Origin of the sequence: Bacillus sp. B28 (genome assembly GCF_029536185.1) — a bacterium.
Classification (GTDB): domain Bacteria; phylum Bacillota; class Bacilli; order Bacillales; family Bacillaceae; genus Bacillus; species Bacillus halotolerans.
The window spans coordinates 895,995-918,196 of sequence record NZ_CP120511.1; the positions used below are offsets into that span (position 1 = coordinate 895,995).

The window sequence follows — 22,202 nt, forward strand, 5'->3', positions numbered from 1 at the left end:
CTGATTCCATTATGGAATCAGTTTTTTTATTGGGTTCTTTCGATTCTTATAGCTTCCTCAAGCATTTGCACATTGTTTTGGTACAGCTGGCGAACGAGAACCCGTCTGGCGGCAAGGCTGGCACTGAAATAATCTTCATCCCGCACCATGCCCTTTACGGTAAATTCAACCCCGCGGTTGATTTTATTCAAAGCGGTGATGCCGTGTATTTGAAAAGGCTCTGTCGGGTTTCCGAATTCATCCCGCTTCAGTGAATCGCGAAGCTCTTCATTCAGCATGTCGCACGCTTCCTCCAGCACACTGTATACACGATCTGGATCTTCTTTAAAGCTGATGAGAAAGGATTCGGTAATCCGCATAAAATCAATATTATAATTTTCTATTTGTCTGACCTCGCCGTTGCTGATGGTGAGAAGCTTTCCGCTCCATTCACGGATTTGCAGCGAGCGCAGGCCGATTTCTTCGACGGTGCCGTTAAATAAATTATTTACCGTCACATAATCGCCTTTATGAAGCTGGCGTTCATAAATTAAAAACACACCCGCCAGCACATCCTTAATCAGTGATTGGGCGCCAAAACCGATGACGATACCGGCTACGCCCGCCCCGGCTAAAATCTTGCCGAAATCATGCACAAATAAAGAAATAACATAAAAGATAAAACCGATCGTCGCCGTATATTGGGTGATAGAACGGACAAGGCTTTCAATGGTTTTCTCTTTTCTTTCTTCAATAAAGTCCGTCCGTTTAAAAAATAACTGCACCAATCGGTTAATGATAAAAACACCGATCCACAAAATGACGGCGACGAGGAGAACATCAACGATTTTATTCTGAAAAATCTCCGTAAGTGTTTCTTCCATCCGCATCTAACTCCTGGCTTGACGTTTTGAAAAATCTGTATCCTGGTAGTAGCTGTTTTTGACGAGAACGTTTGGTCCGAGGCACCGGACATTCGGGCAGTGGCAGTTCAGTTCTTTGGCCAGCTTTGTTTCTCTCCACTTTTGATAGGCGGAAGGCAGGCTGTCCGTTTGTATATTGCCGAGCGGCGGTGTATCGCCAAAGTCGGTCACGATAATATTTCCGTCAAAAATATTGACATTCAGGCGCGACCGGCCATCAGGGTCATTTCTCACTGTCACGTTTTTCGCCGTGCGAAGCCGGCGAAGCAGCTCTTGATCCTCTTCATCAGGACTGCATGCGTAAAACGGCAGTGTGCCGAACAGCATCCATGTCTTTTCATCACGAATATCCAGCAAACGGTGAATCGCCTGTCTCATGTCCTTCAGGCTGAGAGATTCAAGGGCGCTCGCAAAATCACTCGGATACATCGGATGGATTTCATGACGCTGACATTTCATATCTTCTGTGATTTGGCGGTGAATATGCTCAATGTGCGGAAGTGTGCGTTTGTTCAGCATCGTTTCCGCTGATACCATCACTCCGGCATCCACTAGCTTGCGGCTGTTTTCGATCATTTTATCAAAATAGCGCGCGCGCTGTTCGAAGGTCGGTTTTCTGTCCATCATAGCAAAACCGATTTCCGCAAACTCTTCAACCGTTCCCCAGTTATGAGAAATATGTAACACATCAAGATACGGAATAATCCATTCGTATCGCTCGATATCGAGAGTCAGGTTTGAATTGATTTGGGTCCGCACCCCGCGCTCGTGGGCGTATTTCAATAACGGCACGACATATTCCTTTACAGATTTTAATGAAAGCATCGGCTCTCCGCCTGTAATACTGATGGATCTGAGGCGGGGAATTTCCTCCAGCCGTTTTAACAGAAGATCTATTGGCAGAGCATTCGGGTCTTTGGGCTGCAATGTATAGCCTACAGCGCAATGCTCGCATCTCATATTGCACAGTGTCGTCGTTGTAAATTCAACGTTCGTCAGCTGCATATCTCCATACTGGTCGACATCCATATAGGCTTCCCAAGGATCGAACTCAGGTGTAATCGGACGCAGCTTCGTGTTTTGTGTCATGACTATCTAACTCCTTTATAAATGGGGCATACTAACGCTGCCAACAGTTAATTTTAGACCTGATTTGCCAAGATCGCAAGTAGCGGGGCGATTGAAAAACAGCAAAAAATGAGCTACCATAATAAAAAATGAATGGAGGCGCAGAATGGGGAACGCAGTAAACAATAAAGATCAGCAGCTTGATTATTTAAAGAACAGACTAGACATGTTTATGAACGTCATCGATTCATTAGACCCTGAAGCAACAGACGTTGAAGATATAGACAGACTCATCGGCATGCTGGATGACCTGGAAGCCAAATATGAACGATTTAAAAAAGACTGGGAATAAAACCGCGCATGCCGCGGTTTTTTATATTGGCATAAAGCGTTAGTATAAAACAGGGCGCCTTTCTGTAAAATAAGAAAAAATGCAGAAGGAGCGCTGGCCATGAAGTGGATGTGTGCAATATGCTGCGCCGCCGTCCTGCTTGTAGCAGGAGCAAAACAGGCAGATGCGGTACCGAATGAGCCGATTAATTGGGGCTTTAAGCGAAGCGTTAATCATCAGCCGCCAGATGCGGGAAAACAGCTGAACAGCCTGATCAAACAATATGACGCGTTTTATTTAGGCAATACAAAAGAAAAAACAATTTATTTAACATTTGATAACGGCTACGAAAATGGCTATACGCCAAAGGTGCTTGATGTCTTAAAAAAACATCACGTGACAGGAACGTTTTTTGTCACCGGGCATTTCGTGAAGGATCAGCCCGAGCTGATCAAACGGATGTCGGATGAAGGGCATATCATCGGCAACCACTCCTTTCACCATCCGGATCTGACGACAAAAACAGCTGACCAAATTCAGGATGAGCTTGATTCAGTCAACGAGGAAGTTTATAAGATCACGGGAAAGCAGGACAACCTGTACTTACGGCCGCCGCGCGGCGTATTCAGTGAATATGTGCTGAAAGAAACAAAACGCATGGGCTATCAAACCGTTTTCTGGTCCGTCGCTTTTGTCGACTGGAAAATCAATCATCAAAAAGGAAAAAAATACGCCTACGACCACATGATCAAACAGGCGCATCCGGGTGCGATTTACCTGCTTCACACTGTCTCCAAGGACAATGCCGAGGCGCTGGACGATGCGATTACCGACCTGAAAAAACAAGGCTATACCTTTAAAAGCATTGATGACTTGATGTTTGAGAAAGAAATGAAGCTTCCGTCTTTGTAAGCAAGAAAGCCTCTCCGCAATGGAGAGGCTTTTTCTATTTTTCTATGCATTTTATTAAAGCGGCCCAATCTAGGTTTCCAAGCCCTTTTTCAATACCGTTTTCAAAATGGCTTTTCGCCAGCTCGGCAAGAGGGAGGTTTGCAGAAACCTGCTCCGCGGCGGCGAGCGCCAGATTGGTGTCCTTTAACCCTAATGACATTTTAAAGCCCGCCGGCTCAAATGTTTGCTCGGCCATGATCGTTCCGTAATTTTGATATACGGGGGAACCGAAAAGCGCGTTGGCGATCTCTAAAAATTGTTTTTGCTCTAGTCCGTATTTCTCCATCAACAGGAATGATTCAGATAACGCCTCCAGCATGGATACGAGCAGGAAATTGATGCTGATTTTCGCTGCGTTTGCTGTTTTGCTTTCTTCGCCGACGTCAAACACTTGCTGACTCAAGCTTTCGAGCAGAGGTTTTGCTGTTTTTTTCGCTTCCGCGGGTCCTGCCGCTATAATGCGAAGCGCGGCTTTTGCGGCGGCATCCGGTCTTCCCAGCACAGGAGCCGCAAGGAAGGATTGTCCTTTTTCTGCATGGGCGGCCGCGAGTTTTTCTGAGAACTCCACACTGATCGTGCTCATCGAAATGTGAATGCCATTCTCTGATAATCCTTCAATCAATCCGTCTTTGCCGAATGTCACGGCGCTGACAGAATTGTCATCAGAAAGCATTGTCACGACAATATCAGCGGTCTCGGCCGCCTGGCGCGGCGTTTCTGCCACTTGGGCGCCCTGGGATGCGAATTCCTCCGTCTTTTCTTTCGTCCGATTGTATACTGTCAAACGATAGCCTGCTTGTAGCACGTTTCGGGCAATGGGCTGTCCCATATTGCCGAGTCCGATCACAGCGATTTTCAATCTGATCACTCCCTGAACATTTTTTTCATTATATACAAAATGAACAGGATATGCTGGAAATCGGCTTACCAAAATAAAAAGAACAGCTTCACGCTGTCCTCATTTAAAGATGTTGAACCATCCTTTATGTACAAACCATATCAGCATGCCGGCCACAAGAGCGGCCATCAGGCCAAGCACAGCGAAATATCCGTATTTCCAGTGAAGCTCCGGCATGTTGTCGAAGTTCATGCCGTAAACGCCGGCGATAAACGTGAGCGGGATAAAAATCGTAGACACGATGGTCAATGTCATCATAATCGCATTCATCCGGTTCGAATTCAGTGTCACGTAGCTGTCACGCAAATCGGACGTCATGTCGCGGTTAGATTCCACAATTTCTGAAAGCTTTAATAAATGATCGTAAATATCGCTGAAGTATGCCTTTGTTTCCCGCTGCTCTTTCACATGGTCAAGACTTAAAATCCGATACAGCAAATCACGCATCGGAATAATGGTCCGCCTGAGATGCAATAGGTCAGTTCTGAGCTCAAACACCTCGCTCATCAGCGTCCCGTACGTTTTGTGGCTGCGGCTGTCTTCAATCTCATTCAGCCGGTCTTCTATTTTGTACACCAGAGGAAAATATTCATCAACAAGCTGATCCATGATCATGTAAGAAATATGCCCCGGCCCTTTTTTAAACATGTCCGGTGAAGCATATAATCGCTCCCGGACTTTGGCGATACCGGGCGTTTCGTGTAAATGAAAGGTGACGACAAATGTTTCGCCTTGAAAGATATCGACTTCCTCGGTCTCAAGTGTTTCCTGATTCAGCGCATGAAGCACGTAAAAGCGATAGCCATCGTAATGGTCAAGCTTCGGGCGCTGCATATGCTGAAAGCAATCTTCAATCGCAAGCGGATGAAAATGAAAAAAATCTCTCAATAACGCGGTTTCCGTTTCCTCCGGGCCGTAAAAATCAACCCAGTACCACGCAATATCCGGCTGTTCAACCCGTTCGATCGGTATATTTTTCAAAAGCTGATGCTGTGTTGTGATAGCGGTAATGTTGATCATAAACAACCCTCCACCTGCCATTATATCATGCGGCCTTTTTCAGAAAAGTATACAGTGTTTTCTACCGGTTTCCAGCGGCGTGGTATACTGAACAAAAAACGGAAAAAGGGCTGATCATATGTGGAAAGAAAAAGTATCGGTCACACCGCCGTACCATTTTGACCGTGTGCTCAACAGGCTGGCGTTAGACCCTCTGAATGCAGTTGATTTGAAAGCGCGGGACATAAGAGTGCCGATCAGAAATAAGGCCGGTGACGTATGTATTGTGAAGGTGCAGGCTTTAGGCCATGCGGACGAGCCCGAGTTTCTCGTCAGCGGGGAAACAGAGCAGGAAGACATGATGAAGGAAATCAAACGGATTTTTCAATGGGAACATGATTTGCAGCATGTCCTTGATCATTTCTCAAAAACGAATCTTTCCGCGATTTTTGAAGAGCATGCAGGCACGCCGCTTGTATTGGACTACAGCGTGTACAACTGTATCATGAAATGCATTGTGCATCAGCAGCTGAATTTATCTTTTGCGTACACCTTGACAGAACGGTTTGTCCAAACCTTCGGCGAGCAGAAGGACGGCGTGTGGTGCTATCCGAAGCCGGAAACGATTGCGGCGCTGGATTATCAAGATCTCCGCGAGCTCCAGTTCAGCATGAGAAAAGCGGAATACGCTATTGATACGTCAAGGATGATCGCAGAAGGCACACTCGATTTGTCAGAGCTGCCCCAACTGACAGATGAAGACATCATGAAGAAACTGATCAAAATCAGAGGCATCGGCCCGTGGACAGTACAAAACGTACTGATGTTTGGGCTCGGACGGCCCAATTTATTCCCGCTGGCCGATATCGGACTGCAAAACGCGATCAAACGCCATTTCAATTTGGACGACAAACCGGCAAAGGATGTTATGCTCGCGATGAGCAAGGAGTGGGAGCCTTATTTGAGCTATGCGTCGTTGTATTTGTGGAGGAGTATAGAATAATTCGTCTGACAATGAAGGAAATCGTGCAAACGTGTTATACTAGAAAGATGTGAAAAAACCATTTCACTTTCTGCCATCTGCAGAAAGCTTCATATAGAAACGGAGAGAACAACGTGAACCAACAAAACAAAAAGGCGCCCGTCGAACTGAAAGTCGGACAGACCTTTCCGCTGACGATTAAACGTCTCGGCATTAACGGAGAAGGTGTCGGCTATTTTAAGAAAAAAGTCGTCTTTGTGCCCGGCGCCCTTCCTGGTGAAGAGGTTGTCGTCCAAGCGACGAAAGTGCAGCCGAAGTTTTCGGAGGGACGGATCAAGAAGATTCGCAAGGCTTCAGAGCATCGGGTGGCACCGCCTTGCCCTGTCTACGAGCAGTGCGGCGGATGTCAGCTTCAGCATCTTGCATACAGCCAGCAGCTTCGGGAAAAGCGCGACATCGTCATCCAGTCTCTGGAGCGCCATACGAAGTTTAAAGTCGAAAACATGGATATCAGAGAAACGGTCGGCATGGACAATCCATGGAATTACCGCAACAAAAGCCAATTCCAGATCGGACGCTCACAAAGCGGCAGCATCATCGCCGGCTTATACGGCCTTGATTCTCATGATATCGTGCCGATCAAAGACTGCGTCGTCCAGCATCCGGCAACAAATAAAACAACAGGCATCGTCCGCCGCATTTTAGAGGACTTCAATGTGTCTGTTTATAATGAAAGAAAACGAAAAGGCGACGTTCGCACGATCGTGACGAGAGTCGGCTTTGAAACAGGCGAAGTGCAGGTCGTGCTTGTGACAGCAAAAGAAACGCTTCCGCATAAGGAAGAAATCGTCAACGCGATCCAAAAGCGCCTGCCTGAGGTCAAATCCATTATTCAAAATGTAAACGGAGCGAAAACCTCTGTTATTTTCGGTGAGAAATCAAAACCCCTCGCCGGACACACCGTGATTCAAGAGGTGCTCGGAGATGTTTCATTTGAACTGAGCGCCCGCGCCTTCTTCCAGCTCAACCCGGAGCAAACCGTCAAGCTGTATGACGAAGTGAAAAAAGCGGCGCAGCTGACCGGAAAAGAAAAAGTCGTTGACGCGTATTGCGGCGTCGGCACCATCGGCATGTGGGTGGCGGACGGAGCGAAGGAAGTCCGCGGCATGGACGTCATCAAGGAATCAATTGATGATGCCAAGAAAAACGCCAAAAAACACGGCATGACAAACGCCACGTACGTAACAGGAACAGCCGAGCACTGGCTCCCGAAATGGACGAAAGAAGGTTTCCGCCCGGACGTCGTCATCGTCGACCCGCCAAGAACTGGCTGTGACACTACGTTCCTGGACACGATCAAAAAAGTCAAACCGAAACGCTTTGTGTACGTTTCCTGCAATCCATCCACGCTTGCGAAGGATTTACAGGCGCTGTCGAAAGACTATCGCGTGGAATATATTCAGCCTGTCGATATGTTTCCGCAGACGGCTCATGTTGAAGCAGTGGCGAAGCTTGTAATGAAATCGTCTCATTAAGTCCTAATCAGATCTGGATTTCGGTAGAATGAACATTGCCGATTTCCGGGTCTTTTTCATGCGCAGACCTTGCCCTGACTCTTCTCTTTTCAGAGATCCTTATAAAGATAGAAAATGGAGGGGAACAGGGGATCATGTTTATTACCGTTTCACAGAAATTGTACTGTAAAAGTAAACTTCCCATTCTGTATCAAATAATTTCTCGATTCAGTATCTTGGCAATACTTTTTTAACAAATTTGGACAGGGACGCAGAAACAAGTATGTGATGAGCCCCCCAGCAATTGATAAGAAAATTTTCAGGAACATACAGAAGAAACCTGAATCATGTACCTAAACCTTTGACCCAAACTTTGTCACTTTTTATGTGTGATTAGCAAAGATTTAAATGTTCAAAATTTACTATCGTTTGATAAGAAGTGCTTAAGCATGCTATAAGTGTAAAAGAAGTATGGTCAGCTTTTTAATTTTGGGATAAAGGTGTAGCCGTATCCCATAATGAAAGGATTTGAATGTAATGACGATAGATAATTTCTGGCGTGAATTACCACGGCCTTTTTTTGTACTGGCACCAATGGAAGATGTGACGGATGTTGTGTTTCGCCATGTAGTGAGTGAAGCAGGAAGACCTGATGTGTTCTTTACGGAATTTACAAACTCGGAGAGCTATTGTCACCCGGATGGGAAGGACAGTGTGCGCGGCCGTTTGACTTTTACAGAGGATGAACAGCCAATGGTAGCTCATATATGGGGAGACAAGCCTGAGAACTTTCGCCAAATGAGTATTGGTATGGCGGAATTAGGGTTTAAGGGTCTGGATATTAATATGGGCTGCCCTGTACCTAATGTGGCGGGGAATGGAAAGGGAAGCGGCCTTATTTGTCGTCCAGAGGTTGCAGCAGAACTAATACAAGCAGCAAAAGCAGGGGGATTGCCTGTAAGTGTGAAGACAAGGCTTGGTTACACAGATGTTGACGAATGGCGTGAGTGGCTGACACACGTACTGAAACAAGACATTGCGAATCTTTCTATCCATTTGCGTACAAGATCGGAAATGAGCAAAGTGGATGCGCATTGGGAACTCATCCCGGAGATTAAGAAACTTCGTGATGAGGTAGCGCCAGATACACTGTTGACGATCAATGGGGATATTCCTGACCGTCAAACTGGCTTGAAACTTGCTGAACAATACGGTGTTGATGGGATTATGATTGGCCGCGGTATTTTTACAAATCCATTTGCCTTTGAAAAGGAGCCGAAAGAGCATAGCAGTAAGGAATTGCTTGATCTCTTACGGCTGCATCTGGATCTTCATGATAAATATTCAGCATTAGAAGCCCGTCCATACAAGCCTCTTCCTCGCTTTTTCAAGATTTACCTCCGCGGATTCAGAGGGGCCAGTGAATTAAGAAATCAATGCATGAACACAAAGTCAACAGATGAAGTGCGTGCATTGCTCGATGAATTTGAGAGGAAGTATCTTGATGGGGCGGAGCCAAAGTAAAAAGTGTTCCAATTCAAGGTGAGAGCGAAGTGGGGACATTAAACTGGTGTGAATGCGGTATTGCGCCGGATTATTCCTGCAAATTTTCATCTCGATATTCAGGGAGACATGCTGCCTAGAAGCTGTTGAAGTATTATAAGAATCAAGATAGCAGGGAATTGTCCTTGCTATCTTTTTTTATCTAAATGGATAAGATAAAATACATGGTAATAACAGGAGATGGTGCGGAAACAATGAAGGGGGAGTTTACGGTGAAAGAATTTCCTATAATTGAAACAAAAAGATTACGTTTAAGAGAAGTAAACTTTGAAGATGCCAAAGATATGCTACCATATCTTTCAGATCAAGATGTTGTTAAGCCGATGGGGTTAGACCCCTTTGAAACAACTAAAGATGTGTGGGAAGAGATCAGGTGGTATAAATCCATTTATGAAGAAGGTACAGGAATCAGATGGGGAATTACCCTTAAAGATTCTGGCGTCGTAATAGGAAGTTGTGGATTTCTTAATAGACTTGCAAAACATTATCGAGCTGAAGTTGGGTACGAATTAAGCAAAGATTACTGGAGAAAAGGAATCGTCAGTGAAGCATTAGAGGCTGTTGTCAAATATGGATATAACCACTTGCAGCTGGAAAGAGTTGAAGCTCTTATTGAACCTTCTAATATCCCATCGATAAAACTAGTAGAAAAACAAGGTTTTAGCAGAGAGGGTTTGTTGAGACATTATGAATTCGCTTGTGGTAAATTTGAAGATTTATATATGTTTTCAATGATCAAAGGAGATTTTACAGCTGGTTTGGGAAAAGATAAAAATAAATTTTAACAAATGCCTCTTTCACAATAATGTGAGGAACTAACTGCCCGGGATATGGAAAATAAAACAGGGGCGCTTGTTATTTCAACTATTATATGAAACAGAAATAGGGGGAAGAGAAAAATGAAACGACTATGCATCATCCCCTGCGGCAAGAAAAAAATATGGGACATCCGGCCAGATACAGGTCCGGTAAGGGCGGAAGACGCTTATCTCAGCCCGTTTCATCAGGCGTGCGAGCGATATGCGAAAGCTTTTTTCGACGAGTGGGTCATATTGTCGGCTAAGCACGGATTCCTTCGCCCAGATGATGTCGTACCCGAAAATTACGATGTCACTTTTGGAACCGCTCACCCGGAGATTATGGCAGCGGACGAGCTGCGCCGTCAATTTCACGAAAAAGGCTTTTCCGACATTGAACAGCTTGTTATGCTTGGCGGGAAAAAATACCGAAACGTCCTAAACGCCGTCATTGAAGAACATCAGAATATCAGCTGGCCTCTGTCATCGTACAAAGGCATTGGTTACATGCTTCAAGCGCTGAATCGGGCTGTTGAAGAAAAGCATGAACTGCAGAACGTGCAGATGAAGAAAAGAGTGTGAACATGAAAAAACTTGTGGTTGGCTTACTTGCCATTGCATTATTCGGATGCGGACTATTCATCTATCATGTATGTTTCGGTGATCCATTTACGAAAAATACCGCAGAGCAAAAGCTTGTCTCTTATGTGAAAGAAACCTATCCTCAAAAAGAAATCAAGATCACGAATGGGGTATATAACGTTAAAACCTCGGAATATGTGTTTCAAGCAAACACCCAATCTCAAAGCTACCAAATGTGCGAGATGGGGTTTCTCCATCCTAAGGTAACCTGCGATGGGATTGAAGAAGCCTATACCGAGTCTGTTGCAAAACATCTAAATCAAGAAGCATCAAAGGAAATCGAAGCGGATTTGAAAAAAGCCGTTCCGCAACTTATAAAAGCCGAAGCAGATATCAGCGTTGAAAACGCCCAGTTTACATTAGATACAAGATGGAGCAAGCAATTGGCTGAAAGAGCGCCGCTGAGTTTGACGATTCAGTTAGATGCAAGCGGAAAAACAAAAACAGATGCCGCGGCGATGGCGGAAACCGTCAGAAAAACGCTTAATCAAAAAGGGTATACATATTTCAGAGGCACGATAGACTGCATGCAGAAGGATGGGGACGGCGGCTTTGGTTATGTAAAATATTCAATTGATTTCACTCCTGAAATCGCCATTCAGAAAAACGATGCAGAGGCATTAGGAAGTTGATAAGATTTCCGAGGAAATAAATATGTCGATCGACGTCAAAAGACCAGGCAGGTGCCCGGTCTTTTTGATTTGGAATAAAACGAGACACATGGTTTCATATCGAGACAAAATGAGACACCTGTCTCAAACTGTCTCATGGTATCAACATAAAAGACTGATTTTACGGGCATCCAATAGCTGGCACACTTCTTGCATTCATTAAGGTGAACCCTAAATAGAAGGAGGCACACACAATGGAACTGTTAAAACGAGAAGGCTTGTCATTAACTGAGGAAAAAGCGCTGTGGATGTACCAAAAGATGCTGGAAATCAGGGGCTTTGAGGACAAAGTGCATGAACTGTTCGCAGAGGGAGTGCTTCCCGGATTCGTCCATTTGTATGCCGGTGAAGAAGCGGTAGCTGTAGGCGTGTGCGCTCACTTAGATGATGGCGACAGCATTACAAGCACACATAGAGGGCATGGGCATTGTATCGCCAAGGGCTGTGATCTGGATGGCATGATGGCTGAAATTTTCGGGAAAGCGACCGGGCTTTGTAAAGGCAAGGGCGGGTCGATGCACATTGCCGATCTCGATAAGGGCATGTTAGGGGCAAATGGAATCGTCGGGGGCGGTTTTACGCTCGCATGCGGGTCAGCGCTCACGGCTAAATATAAACAGACCAATAATGTAAGCGTTTGCTTTTTCGGAGACGGAGCAAATAACCAAGGCACCTTCCACGAAGGACTGAATCTAGCGGCTGTATGGAACCTTCCTGTCGTGTTTGTTGCTGAAAACAACGGCTATGGTGAAGCTACCCCATTTGAGTACGCGTCAGCCTGTGATTCAATCGCTGATCGGGCAGCTGCCTATAACATGCCGGGAGTAACCGTGGACGGAAAAGATATTTTAGCAGTTTATCAGGCAGCAGAGGAAGCGATTGAACGAGCAAGAAACGGCGGAGGCCCATCCTTGATTGAATGCATGACTTACAGAAACTACGGCCATTTCGAAGGAGATGCCCAAACCTATAAAACAAAGGATGAAAGAGCTGAGCACCTTGAAGAAAAGGATGCCATACAAGGCTTTAAAAACTATCTGTTAAAAGAGGCGGATGAAAAAAAACTGGCAGACATTGAACAAAGCGTCAAAGAATCGATTGAAAAAGCCGTCTCGTTCAGCGAAGACAGCCCATATCCGAAAGAATCAGAGCTGCTGGCAGATGTATATGTCTCATACGAAAAAGGAGGAATGTAAGATGGCGAGAGTCATAAGTATGTCAGACGCGATCAATGAAGCAATGAAGCTTGCGATGAGAAGAGATGAAAATGTGCTGTTGATCGGTGAGGATGTAGCCGGAGGAGCGGCAGTCGATCATTTGCAGGATGACGAAGCATGGGGCGGCGTATTAGGCGTCACAAAAGGGCTCGTTCAGGAATTTGGACGGAGCAGGGTGCTGGATACGCCCATTTCTGAAGCGGGCTATATGGGCGCCGCTATGGCTGCGGCATCAACAGGGCTGAGACCGATTGCGGAACTGATGTTTAACGATTTCATCGGCACGTGCTTTGACCAGGTCATTAACCAAGGGGCAAAATTCCGCTATATGTTCGGCGGAAAAGCGCAAGTGCCGATTACCGTCCGCACCACATACGGAGCGGGTTTCCGGGCTGCGGCACAGCACTCCCAGACGCTGTACGGCCTTTTCACAAGCATTCCGGGGCTGAAGACGGTTGTTCCGTCGAATCCGTATGATGCCAAAGGTCTGCTGCTTGCGGCGATCGAAGACAACGATCCGGTGTTCTTTTTTGAAGACAAAACGTCCTACAACATGAAAGGGGAAGTGCCGGAAGAGTATTATACAATCCCGCTCGGAAAAGCGGACATCAAACGCGAGGGCGGCGACATTACGCTGTTTGCGATCGGCAAGCAGGTCAATACCGCACTCGAAGCGGCAGCACAATTATCAGAAAAAGGCATTGAAGCCGAAGTTCTTGATCCGCGCAGTCTGTCTCCTCTGGATGAGGAAGCAATTTTCACATCGCTAGAAAAAACAAACCGGCTGATCATCATTGACGAAGCCAATCCGCGATGCAGCATAGCCACAGATATAGCCGCGATTGTGGCCGACAAAGGCTTTGATCTGCTGGATGCGCCGATTAAGCGGATTACAGCGCCGCACACACCTGTGCCGTTTTCGCCAGTGCTTGAAGACCAATATTTGCCGACACCAGATAAAATCGTCAGCGTCACGCTTGAATTGCTTGGCGAGCCGGCAGTGAATTAAAGGGGGGACACATATGGCGGTCAAAGTAGTGATGCCAAAGTTGGGAATGGCCATGAAACAAGGAGAAGTATCGATTTGGAACAAAAAAGTGGGAGATCCGGTTGAAAAGGGAGAAAGCATCGCCAGCATTCAGTCGGAGAAAATTGAAATGGACATCGAAGCGCCTGAAAAGGGCACGCTGATTGATATTAAGGTGAAAGAAGGGGAAGAGGTTCCGCCCGGTACGGCCATTTGCTACATCGGGGACGCTAATGAATCGGTACAGGAAGAGGCGAAAGAGCCAGCCGCTGAAGCTAGCAGGCAAGCCAATCCCCCGCCTCCTAAACAGGAGAACAAACCCGCAAACACTAAAAAAGACAGACTGAAAATTTCTCCAGTCGCCAGAAAAATAGCGGAAAAAGCAGGGTTAGACCTGAAAAATCTGAAAGGCACGGGACCGGGCGGACGAATCGTAAAGGATGATGTCACAAAGGCGCTTTCTGAACAAAAAAGGGAACAGGCTGAGCCAGTTTCCGAACAAAAGGCGCAGGAAACGCCAGTTACAGGCATGAGAAAAGTGATCGCGTCCAGAATGCAGGAAAGCTTGGCAAACAGCGCCCAGCTGACGATTACAATGAAGGCTGATATCACTAAGCTGGCAGCTCTTCAAAAACAGCTTTCGCCGACAGCGGAGGAACGGCACGGCACGAAATTGACGATCACTCATTTTGTCTCAAGAGCTGCGGTGCTCGCTCTCCAATCACACCCTATGCTGAACAGCTTCTACAAAAATGAGCGCATTATCACACATCCTCATGTTCATCTCGGAATGGCTGTTGCTCTTGAAAAAGGGTTGGTTGTCCCTGTCATTCGTCATGCTGAAAAACTGCCGCTGATTGAGCTGGCCAAAACCATTTCAGAAAACGCCAAAAAAGCACGCGAGGGACGTGCGGGGAGCGAAGAATTGCAAGGCTCGACCTTCTCAGTCACAAACCTTGGCGCATCCGGCGTGGAGCATTTTACACCGATATTAAATCCGCCCGAAACAGGCATTCTTGGCATCGGAGCAAGCTATGACACACCGGTTTTTCAAGGAGAGGAGATTGTCAGAGGTACGATACTGCCGCTCAGCCTGACGTTTGATCACAGAACCTGTGACGGCGCTCCGGCAGCTGAATTTCTGAAGGCGATCAAAACATATTTGGAGGAACCGGCAGCGTTAATTTTATAGAAAAGCAGGTGAAACGACATGACATTAGCCATTATCGGAGGGGGACCAGCAGGCTATGCGGCAGCAGTCTCAGCGTCACAGCAGGGAAAAAAGGTGCTGCTCATTGACAAAGGCTCGCTTGGAGGAACCTGTTTGAATGAAGGCTGCATTCCGACGAAGTCTTTGTTAGAAAGCGCAAATGTGCTCGATAAAATTAAACATGCCGGGCGCTTCGGAATTGAGCTTCCGCACGGTGCAATATCGGTTGATTGGGACAAAATGCAGAGCCGAAAACAGCAGGTTGTCAGCCAGCTTGTCCAAGGCGTACAGTACTTAATGAAAAAAAATCAAATACAAGTCGTGAAGGGGGAGGCCTCCTTTCTTTCTGACAAGAAGCTCTTGATCGAAGGGGAGAACGGAAAAGAAATCAGAGAGGCTGAACAAATATTGATTGCTTCCGGATCAGAGCCGATCCAGCTGCCCTTTGCCCCGTTTGACGGCAAATGGGTGATCGACAGCAAAGATGCACTCGGCCTTTCTGAAATTCCCGGTTCGCTTGTGATTGTCGGCGGCGGTGTGATCGGCTGCGAGTATGCCGGATTGTTCGCCAGACTTGGATCGAAGGTGACGATCATTGAAACGGCCGGCCAGCTGATCCCGGCAGAGGACGAGGATATCGCCCGTCTCTTTCAGGAAAAGCTTGAGGAAGACGGAGTTGAAGTTCACACCTCCTCCCGGTTAGAGCGTGTTGATCAAGCAGCCAAAACGGCGATATGGAAAAGCGGACAGCGTGAGTTTAAGACAAAGGCCGATTATGTGCTGGTGGCGATCGGCAGAAAACCTCGTCTGGATGGATTACAGCTTGACCAGGCGGGAATTGATTTTTCCCAAAAAGGTATTCCCGTAAATGAGCAGATGCAGACCAATGTTCCTCATATCTACGCATGCGGGGACGCGATCGGTGGCATTCAGCTGGCCCATGCTGCTTTCCATGAAGGGATCATCGCTGCTTCACACGCTTCAGGACGCGACGTCAAAATGAATGAAAAAAACGTGCCCCGATGTATTTACACATCGCCGGAAATCGCATGTATCGGATTGACGGAAAAACAGGCAAGACACGTTTACGGAGATGTACAGATTGGTGAATTTCCTTTTTCCGCAAACGGGAAGGCGCTCATCAAACACCAAGCGGAAGGAAAGGTCAAGATCGTGGCGGAACCGGAGTTCGGCGAAATCGTCGGAGTCTCAATGATCGGACCGGATGTGACCGAGCTTATCGGCCAGGCGGCTGCCATCATGAACGGAGAAATGACGGCGGATATGGCAGAGCATTTTATCGCGGCCCATCCGACACTGTCGGAAACGCTGCACGAAGCATTGTTAAGCACGATTGGGCTTGCGGTGCATGCATAACAAGAAAAGCTGGCGAATGCGCCGGCTTTTTTATGTTGAAAGCGCTTTATTTTTCCCCTACAATAGATGAAAACGGCGTGTAAGGGAGGAACGATCAAGGAATGAATTCGATCCCGAACGATTTGCAAACCTGGAAACGTTTTGTGAAAGACGGCGTGCTGGACGAAGCCCGAATAAGAAAAAGGATAGCCGAATCCTGGCACCGCTGCAGAAAGGCTGAGGTTAACCCCTATTTAGAAAAAGGCCCGAAGGTTTTGCAGCAAACGGAACTGGATCAGCAGTCAAACAAGCATTCATTCTTTCTGTCGACCGCAATGCCTTATCTGGAAAAACTGCTGCCCGCAATAAAAGAAATGGAAATGATGGCGCTATTAATTGATGCGGACGGCGTGGTGCTGGCGCTTGACGGCCATCGCCGCGCGCTGCATGAAGCCAAACGCATTAACTTTGTCGAAGGCGCGTGCTGGACAGAAACGGCGGTTGGCACAAATGCAATTGGAACGGCGCTTCACATTAGCGAGCCGGTTGTCATTCAAGGATCAGAGCATTATTCTGTCGCCTCCCATCACTGGAATTGCTCAGCAGCACCAATTCATTATGAGGACGGCAGTCTTGCGGGGGTGATTGATATCTCTTGCCCGGCAGCGCACGCACAGCCAAATATGCTCGGCATTTCCGCGGCCATTGCCTTTGCCGCGGAAAGGGAATTGGCAGCCAAAAGCAGGGAGAAAGAGCTTGAACTGCTCAGCCGCTTTGCCGATAGGGCAGCGTCCCGTGTGCCGATCGTGCTTTGCAATGCCAAGCAGCACATCATCGGCGCAAGCCTGCCGATACGAACGTCAATACCGGATTGGCAAGGCCGGCATCTTTATGAGTTGAAGGAAAGAGGTTTTACGATCGAAAAAGCGGTCACCATGGGGAACAGCGCCACTTGTTTTTATTTATCGGAACAAAAGAAAAAGCCGGCCTTTCGATTCAATGGAGTCCTCGGACAAAGCAGGCAATCGCAAGCGATGCTCAAAAGCCTTGAACGAGCGGCCGCGGCTGATGCGACAGTTTGCCTGTCGGGTGAAACCGGCACGGGCAAGGAAGTCGCGGCCCGCGCGCTTCATGAAAACAGCGACCGTAAGCACGGCCCGTTTGTAGCCGTGAATTGCGGAGCGATCCCGTCGGATTTAATCGAAAGCGAGCTGTTCGGCTATGCAGAAGGGGCTTTTACAGGAGCGAAACGAGATGGCTACAAGGGCGCCTTCCAAAAAGCACATCACGGCACCTTATTTCTAGATGAAATCGGAGAAATTTCCCACTCGATGCAGGTGGCGCTTTTACGGGTGCTTCAGGAACGCAAGATTACGCCGGTCGGCGGGACAAAAGAAATTCCGGTTGATATCAGAGTGATTGCTGCCACACATTGTGATTTGCGTGAACTCGCAGAAAGCGGAAAAATCAGAGAGGACCTGTTTTACCGCCTTCATGTCTACCCGATTCAGCTTCCTCCGCTGCGGAACCGTCTCGAAGATATTGAGACCCTCTTTGCGTACTACACACAGAAAAATGGATGGCCGGGAGAGCTTCCGCCTGCCTTTTTGGACGTACTGAAGCAATGGAAGTGGCCGGGGAATATTCGCGAGCTGTTTAATGTCTTTGAACGCCTTTCCATCAGGTTTCCGGACGGACGGCTGAGTGACGAGCCGCTTTCCTTATTGCTCGAAGCGTCGGGCTTGCCGATCGGCCCCGTAAAAGAAAAGGAGGCTGAAACAAAGGGGCTTAATCTCCGTGAGCAAATTCAAAAAGATATCCTCATCAATGCGCTTGAAACGGCAAAAGGAAACGTCTCCCAAGCTGCGAAAATCAGCGGCATTCCGCGCAGCACTTTCTACAAACGATTGAAAAAATTTAATATGACCGCTGGATCATAAAGCATACTTCTTTCAAGAAATGGAAACGTTATGGGTGAAGGAGGGTGTTGAGATGAATATACAGAGAGCGAAAGAAATCGTGGAATCACCGGATATGAAGAAAGTAACGTATAACGGAGTTCCGATTTACATTCAGCATGTGAATGAAGAAACCGGAACAGCAAGAATTTATCCGCTGGACGAACCGCAGCAGGAGCATGAAGTGCTGCTGAACAACTTAAAAGAGGATTAAACAAACATGGCCCGCTTTCATAAGCAGGCCATTTTGTTATGCTCGCGGCGCAAATAAGATCACACAAACGCCGATCAGACAAATCAGTGCGCCGATCCAGTCATACAGATCAGGAGTTTTCCGATCGACAAGCCACCCCCAAAAGACAGCTAGTACGATGAACACTCCTCCATAAGCGGCGTATACACGGCCGAAGGAAGGGAAGGATTGAAACGTCGGGAGAATGCCGTACACAATCAATATCAGTGCCCCGGCTGCCCCGTATCCGACGGGCTTCGCTTCTCTCAGCCACAGCCAAATCAAATAGCCTCCGCCAATTTCAGCAAGTCCCGCCGCGAGAAATAAAAGAATGGTCATCAGCATCACGCACACCCCTCAAACTGCAGTTGTATTTCATTATAAAGGAGCGAGACGCGTTAAAGCTTCGGATTCTCTTCAAATTCCTTCAAATACACACTGCGCTGAATCTCCGTAAACTGGCTGATCCAATTGTTTTTCGCCTCTTCCGTCATATGGGGCAGCATATAGCGTTCAACCGCTTCGAAAAATAATGGATTAGCTATGATGTTCCAAGTCGGAATGCGAACGATCTTGCCGTCATTCCTCTCAATGATAATATCCTCAAAAAAAATCCCTTTCAAACTGTATTGATGGCGCCCCATATAAATGCGCTTGATTTCAGTAAAAGGCACGCTGCGTTTTTTTGTGAAAATCTTCCCATCAGGCCCTTGTTTGATACGAAAAATAACATGTCCTCGGCTTGTGAACGCTGGTAAAACCATAGAAAATGTGATCAAGCCATAGACAACCGCCATCAATCCGCCGCCCAAATAAAGCAGAGAGTACTTGGATTCGAACGTAATGGCTTCTGACACCAGCCACACGCCTGCAATCACGGCGCCGCCTGTTGCGAGAAACAGCCATATTCTGAAAAACATTCTGCTTTTGACTTCGATATCATGTGATTCCAATGTGCTGCTCCTAAAGCTTCGGATGATTCTCAAATTCTTTTAAATACACATTGCGCTGAATCTCTGTAAACTGACCGATCCAATTCGTTTTCGCTTCATTATTCATATGTGGGACAATATAACGTTCAACCGCTTCAAAAAACAAAGGGTTCGGAATGATATTCCAAGTAGGAATGCGAATCGTCTTGTGGTCAGTTGTTTGAATTATGACATCTTCCTGAAAAATCCCTTTTAAGCGGTATTTATTGCGATTCATTTCAATTTTCTTGATATCGGCAAATTTCACAGCTGCTTTGTCAGTGAATATCTCACCATCTTTTCCGGTTTTAATACGGAAGATGATATTTCCCCTAGGGGTAAAGGCAGGAAAAAAGATGATAAATAAATATAAACAAAACAAGGTGAATAGAAAACCTGCTGGAATGGCTAGGAGATAATATTTCGTTTGAAAGGTAATCCCCATATAAAACAGCCATAAACAAGCAAGCCCCATACCGGCAGATCCGACAAAAGCCCATATTCTCAGGAACATTCTGCTTTTGACTTCGACTACTTGATTTTCCAATGCTCTTCTCCTTTTATCAATTCAGATTCTCGTTCGGTTTTGAAATGATTTGATTTACAACATCCTTATGAGCAGCCATGACAGTAAATTCATTCTGGGTGATACCCGTTACAAGCCAAGTATGGCGGGTGCCGGGCAGGATAAAAGCCATGTCATCCACTTCCGGTGCGTTATCTTTATCGTAAGACAGGCGCATCAGCGTATCCATCTTTCCTTTACGTAATGACAAATCATTTATAAACCGGGTAATGTCCTCTTGGTAGTCGTGCTTTCCAAGGAATTCCTTCAGGTATGAGGGAGTCTCGGAAGCACCTTCCAGAAGTGCTTCAAATTCTTTTGATGTCAAAGTCAGGATAGATTCGCTTTTATCCTCGGTATCTATTATATTTAAAAACTCAGCTGTTTTTGTAAGTAATCCGTCACTTGATTCCATTTTTTTTATGCTATGTACTTGCTCATCAAAAAGAAGCTCATGGGAGTAGGTGCCGAATTTTGAAACATGGCAGGAAACATTCCGTTCGCTGCCTTGCTCGTCAAACTTGGAAAGCTTCACTGTATAGTCCGCGTCATTTAATACGTGGATAAACGGGCAGTACTCGTCCTTTAACCTGTATTGATGATTCCGATATTCAGCAGCATCCTTCGCCAAAAGCGAACGGCAGGCCGCTTCAAATAAAAATCCGAGCTGCTCATCCTCTATTTCAGGGAAATAGGCTTGCTTCAGTGACATGCCCTGTTCAAAAAAGCCTTCGCTGTAAAAACAAAATATGAGCTCTTCTAAGCTGATCGTAAACTGATTCATGATTTATTCTCCTATCCGAATGAAAGTTTGCCTTTAAGGAAATGAGTTGCGCCGTGTATGAGCGAGTCCGCCGTTTTCTTTGCTTTGGCCATTCCTTTATGAATTGTTTTATTAGCCGCATCTATGCCGTCATTCACTGATTCTACAACTTTGCCGGCCGCTTCCAGCCCTTTTTTGGCAGTATTAACAACAGCATGAATCGGTTCTTTCAGCTTTAAGGCTGTCTTTTCGGCGAAACCTGCCGTAAATTTGGCAATTTGTTCTCCTGCCACTCCGCCAACATAAGAGCCAGCTGCGCCAAGGAGGACAGTACCAACAGGGCCTGCAAAACTTCCGATCGCCCCTCCTATTACAGCGCCTGCCGTTGCGCCGCCAGCGACAAAAATCGTGTTATTCACTGCATTGCCAACAGCTTTTGCATTTTCTCGTTTGAGCACTTCGGGTTTGTCTTCGTATTTCGCGTAATTTTCGGCGATCTTTAAGCCTGCTCCAAACGTTTCTGTCGCTCCGGTTATCAGTGTCGCTGTAATGGCATTTCCTTTTGCGAATTTCAAACCTGTTTTTCCGACATCCTTCAGTGTTGAGCGTACGCCGGCTTCATTAACAAATCCTCTTGTATAGCTCCTTACGCTGTTTGAAAAATCCACCGTGTCCTGCGGAAAGTATTTTGTAAACTTTTTATGTACCAAATCAGAAAATGGCCGGTTTGTCTTTTTAAACAGATATTTTGGGTTCAAAAGCACTCTGGCTGCTTTTTGATAACGGGAGCTGTCTACTGCTCTGGAAATGTCCAATAGAAGCTTTGAATGCCGTGCAGTATGTAAGCCGCTTGGCTGTTTCACAAACTTTGTAAGCCCTAATCCGTAGTATTTTCCCTGGGTCAGCATCAAGGCGGTTAAGCTTGTCATCGTTCCATATTTGTCGTAAGCGTTATAAAGCTTTCGTAAAATATTGTCTTGCTCAACAAATTTGTCGCTCGTTTTTCTGATGAATATCTCATTGTCACTCAGCTTGCTGACGAGTGCTTTTCCTGAGCTCCAAGCATCCCCAACCCCCGAAAAACAGCTGCTGTAGCGGGGATCGCATTGTAAAATCAGCTGTCCCAGCTCCATATGTAAATCCTTATATTTGTTTTCCATATCAGTTAATTCTGTGACCACATCATTTGCCAGCTGTTCAAGCTTATCCGGATCAACTGCAATGTTTCCTGACACGCTATTCACCTCTCGAGTTTATGTCTTTCCTCTCTTGCTTTTCTTTCTAATTCTTCCATTCTGGCAATCTCAGCTTTTCGTTCTTCTATTTTTACGGCAGCTGCCTTAAGTTCCTGGCTTGTTTCAAGCAGCTCCTGTTCGAACTGATCGTAGGCGGCTTTTGTTTCCTCGAAATCCTGGTCGAATGTGTCTCTTGCTTTTCCCTGCCAAGCATCGCCCAATGCAGATAAGCGGGAGTCAAGGAGCATTTTTGAGCTTCTGACCTCTTCTGCGGCTGCACTGTACTGATTTGCAAGCTCGATGACTTTATGTGAGTCCAACTTTTGTCCCCTGCCTTTCCTAAATTAACG

Annotated in this window: 24 protein-coding genes; 14 read left to right on the forward strand and 10 right to left on the reverse strand. The window is 46.5% G+C overall.

What is annotated here, in order from left to right; all coding sequences use genetic code 11:
* Window positions 1-26: 26 nt before the first annotated feature.
* Both mscC and yfkAB read right to left on the reverse strand, forming a co-directional pair.
* The gene (gene mscC / locus P3L57_RS04255) at window positions 27-869 is read right to left on the reverse strand and encodes a mechanosensitive ion channel protein MscC (protein WP_083244568.1); all 843 of its coding nucleotides are present in this window, start codon (window positions 867-869) and stop codon (window positions 27-29) included.
* On the reverse strand, window positions 870-1,991 hold the full coding sequence (gene yfkAB / locus P3L57_RS04260; protein ID WP_059291645.1) for a radical SAM/CxCxxxxC motif protein YfkAB: 1,122 nt from the start codon (window positions 1,989-1,991) through the stop codon (window positions 870-872).
* Window positions 1,992-2,136: 145 nt separating this feature from the next.
* Here yfkAB and P3L57_RS04265 point away from each other — a divergent pair, with 145 nt between their 5' ends.
* Both P3L57_RS04265 and pdaA read left to right on the forward strand, forming a co-directional pair.
* Entirely contained in the window at window positions 2,137-2,322 is a 186-nt protein-coding gene (locus P3L57_RS04265) for an SE1561 family protein (protein ID WP_010333401.1), read from the forward strand.
* 99 nt (window positions 2,323-2,421) lie between these two features.
* Complete coding sequence (gene pdaA / locus P3L57_RS04270; protein ID WP_069487601.1) at window positions 2,422-3,213, forward strand: delta-lactam-biosynthetic de-N-acetylase; 792 nt, start codon at window positions 2,422-2,424, stop codon at window positions 3,211-3,213.
* Between the two features lie 34 nt (window positions 3,214-3,247).
* On the opposite strand, the gene P3L57_RS04275 is transcribed toward pdaA, so the two are convergent.
* Together P3L57_RS04275 and corA are read right to left on the reverse strand one after the other, a co-directional pair.
* Window positions 3,248-4,111 (reverse strand): NAD(P)-dependent oxidoreductase, encoded by an 864-nt coding sequence (locus tag P3L57_RS04275; RefSeq protein WP_069487646.1) that lies wholly within the window; start codon window positions 4,109-4,111, stop codon window positions 3,248-3,250.
* A 99-nt stretch (window positions 4,112-4,210) separates the two neighbouring features.
* The gene (gene corA / locus P3L57_RS04280) at window positions 4,211-5,170 is read right to left on the reverse strand and encodes a magnesium/cobalt transporter CorA (protein ID WP_059291643.1); all 960 of its coding nucleotides are present in this window, start codon (window positions 5,168-5,170) and stop codon (window positions 4,211-4,213) included.
* Between the two features lie 118 nt (window positions 5,171-5,288).
* On the opposite strand from corA, the gene P3L57_RS04285 reads away from it, so the two are divergent.
* From P3L57_RS04285 to P3L57_RS04340, 12 genes are all read left to right on the forward strand, one after another.
* The gene (locus P3L57_RS04285; RefSeq protein ID WP_069487600.1) at window positions 5,289-6,152 is read left to right on the forward strand and encodes a DNA-3-methyladenine glycosylase family protein; all 864 of its coding nucleotides are present in this window, start codon (window positions 5,289-5,291) and stop codon (window positions 6,150-6,152) included.
* 113 nt (window positions 6,153-6,265) lie between these two features.
* Window positions 6,266-7,666, forward strand: a complete 1,401-nt coding sequence (gene rlmD / locus P3L57_RS04290; RefSeq protein WP_069487599.1) for a 23S rRNA (uracil(1939)-C(5))-methyltransferase RlmD — start codon at window positions 6,266-6,268, stop codon at window positions 7,664-7,666.
* A 516-nt stretch (window positions 7,667-8,182) separates the two neighbouring features.
* Complete coding sequence (locus P3L57_RS04295) at window positions 8,183-9,169, forward strand: tRNA dihydrouridine synthase (protein WP_069487598.1); 987 nt, start codon at window positions 8,183-8,185, stop codon at window positions 9,167-9,169.
* A gap of 251 nt (window positions 9,170-9,420) precedes the next feature.
* Window positions 9,421-9,993: a GNAT family N-acetyltransferase gene (locus P3L57_RS04300; RefSeq protein ID WP_175422407.1), complete on the forward strand. Its 573-nt coding sequence runs from the start codon at window positions 9,421-9,423 to the stop codon at window positions 9,991-9,993.
* Between the two features lie 114 nt (window positions 9,994-10,107).
* Window positions 10,108-10,587, forward strand: a complete 480-nt coding sequence (locus P3L57_RS04305) for a DUF6884 domain-containing protein (protein WP_059291636.1) — start codon at window positions 10,108-10,110, stop codon at window positions 10,585-10,587.
* A 2-nt stretch (window positions 10,588-10,589) separates the two neighbouring features.
* Complete coding sequence (locus tag P3L57_RS04310; protein ID WP_069487596.1) at window positions 10,590-11,279, forward strand: YfjL-like protein; 690 nt, start codon at window positions 10,590-10,592, stop codon at window positions 11,277-11,279.
* Between the two features lie 233 nt (window positions 11,280-11,512).
* Window positions 11,513-12,514, forward strand: a complete 1,002-nt coding sequence (acoA, locus tag P3L57_RS04315; RefSeq protein WP_059291634.1) for an acetoin:2,6-dichlorophenolindophenol oxidoreductase subunit alpha — start codon at window positions 11,513-11,515, stop codon at window positions 12,512-12,514.
* Between the two features lies 1 nt (window position 12,515).
* Window positions 12,516-13,544, forward strand: coding sequence for an acetoin:2,6-dichlorophenolindophenol oxidoreductase subunit beta (acoB, locus tag P3L57_RS04320; RefSeq protein ID WP_059291633.1), 1,029 nt, complete (start codon window positions 12,516-12,518; stop codon window positions 13,542-13,544).
* Between the two features lie 13 nt (window positions 13,545-13,557).
* A complete protein-coding gene (locus P3L57_RS04325; RefSeq protein ID WP_059336037.1) occupies window positions 13,558-14,754 on the forward strand; it encodes a dihydrolipoamide acetyltransferase family protein in 1,197 nt (398 codons plus the stop codon).
* 18 nt (window positions 14,755-14,772) lie between these two features.
* Window positions 14,773-16,149: a dihydrolipoyl dehydrogenase gene (gene lpdA, locus P3L57_RS04330; protein ID WP_059336038.1), complete on the forward strand. Its 1,377-nt coding sequence runs from the start codon at window positions 14,773-14,775 to the stop codon at window positions 16,147-16,149.
* A gap of 101 nt (window positions 16,150-16,250) precedes the next feature.
* A complete protein-coding gene (gene acoR / locus P3L57_RS04335; RefSeq protein ID WP_059353379.1) occupies window positions 16,251-18,068 on the forward strand; it encodes an acetoin dehydrogenase operon transcriptional activator AcoR in 1,818 nt (605 codons plus the stop codon).
* 52 nt (window positions 18,069-18,120) lie between these two features.
* On the forward strand, window positions 18,121-18,300 hold the full coding sequence (locus P3L57_RS04340; RefSeq protein ID WP_010333419.1) for a small acid-soluble spore protein H: 180 nt from the start codon (window positions 18,121-18,123) through the stop codon (window positions 18,298-18,300).
* Between the two features lie 36 nt (window positions 18,301-18,336).
* On the opposite strand, the gene P3L57_RS04345 is transcribed toward P3L57_RS04340, so the two are convergent.
* Genes P3L57_RS04345 through P3L57_RS04370 form a run of 6 tightly spaced genes read right to left on the reverse strand, consistent with a single transcriptional unit; the run spans window position 18,337 to window position 22,172 of the window.
* On the reverse strand, window positions 18,337-18,666 hold the full coding sequence (locus P3L57_RS04345; RefSeq protein ID WP_081638253.1) for a YnfA family protein: 330 nt from the start codon (window positions 18,664-18,666) through the stop codon (window positions 18,337-18,339).
* A gap of 50 nt (window positions 18,667-18,716) precedes the next feature.
* Window positions 18,717-19,271 carry a YfjD family protein gene (locus tag P3L57_RS04350; RefSeq protein WP_255204749.1) on the reverse strand — a complete coding sequence of 185 codons (555 nt, stop codon included), beginning with the start codon at window positions 19,269-19,271 and terminating at the stop codon, window positions 18,717-18,719.
* Window positions 19,272-19,281: 10 nt separating this feature from the next.
* On the reverse strand, window positions 19,282-19,836 hold the full coding sequence (locus tag P3L57_RS04355; RefSeq protein ID WP_083244567.1) for a YfjD family protein: 555 nt from the start codon (window positions 19,834-19,836) through the stop codon (window positions 19,282-19,284).
* A 16-nt stretch (window positions 19,837-19,852) separates the two neighbouring features.
* On the reverse strand, window positions 19,853-20,638 hold the full coding sequence (locus P3L57_RS04360) for a hypothetical protein (protein ID WP_059353378.1): 786 nt from the start codon (window positions 20,636-20,638) through the stop codon (window positions 19,853-19,855).
* Between the two features lie 11 nt (window positions 20,639-20,649).
* Window positions 20,650-21,852 carry a hypothetical protein gene (locus tag P3L57_RS04365; RefSeq protein WP_059336040.1) on the reverse strand — a complete coding sequence of 401 codons (1,203 nt, stop codon included), beginning with the start codon at window positions 21,850-21,852 and terminating at the stop codon, window positions 20,650-20,652.
* Window positions 21,853-21,857: 5 nt separating this feature from the next.
* The gene (locus P3L57_RS04370; protein WP_024120614.1) at window positions 21,858-22,172 is read right to left on the reverse strand and encodes a WXG100 family type VII secretion target; all 315 of its coding nucleotides are present in this window, start codon (window positions 22,170-22,172) and stop codon (window positions 21,858-21,860) included.
* Window positions 22,173-22,202: the final 30 nt, after the last annotated feature.